1 protein-coding gene is annotated in these 588 nt (G+C 68.2%); it reads left to right on the top strand.

The genetic code is table 11. The features are described 5' to 3' along the window. Positions 1-445, top strand: a 445-nt coding sequence (locus HLH35_RS19740; RefSeq protein ID WP_182980751.1) for an ABC transporter permease subunit, incomplete at its 5' end; no start/stop codon positions are given. Between the last annotated feature and the right edge of the window lie 143 nt (positions 446-588).

Here is a 588-nt window from a genome sequence, read left to right as displayed (position 1 = left end):
TTTCTCGGGGCTGTCGGGGGGGATTGCGCTGGCGGTGCTGTTCGTGCCGGTGGTGGTGCGGACGACGGAGGACATGCTGCGGCTGGTGCCGCTGACGATGCGCGAGGCGGCGTATGCGCTGGGGGCGCCGAAATGGCGGGTGGTGTTGCAGGTGTGCCTGCGGGCGGCGCGCGGTGGCGTGCTGACGGGCATTCTGCTGGCGGTGGCGCGGGTGTCGGGCGAGACGGCGCCGCTGCTGTTCACCTCGCTGGGGAACATGAACTGGTCGCTGGACCCGCGGGCGCCGATGGCGAGCCTGCCGGTGGCGATCTATCAATATGCGGGGTCGGCCTATGATGACTGGGTGCAGCTTGCCTGGACGGGGGCGCTGCTGATCACGACGGGGGTGCTGGCGCTGAACGTGCTGGTGCGGCTGTGGAGCCGGCAGGCTGGATCTGGGCGCTGAAGATTTGAGGGCCTGGCCCGGGGAAAAACAATTATGGATGGGACGGTGATGCAGGACGCGGCGTCGGCGCTGGCAGTGCGGGGACTGGATTTCTGGTATGGGGCGAACCACGCGCTGAAGGGCATCACGATGGATTTCCCGGC

It is taken from the genome of Gluconacetobacter asukensis, from assembly GCF_014174375.1.
GTDB lineage: Bacteria > Pseudomonadota > Alphaproteobacteria > Acetobacterales > Acetobacteraceae > Gluconacetobacter > Gluconacetobacter asukensis.
The sequence above is the reverse complement of the archived record's forward strand: the minus strand, read 5'-3'. Positions and strand labels throughout refer to the sequence as shown.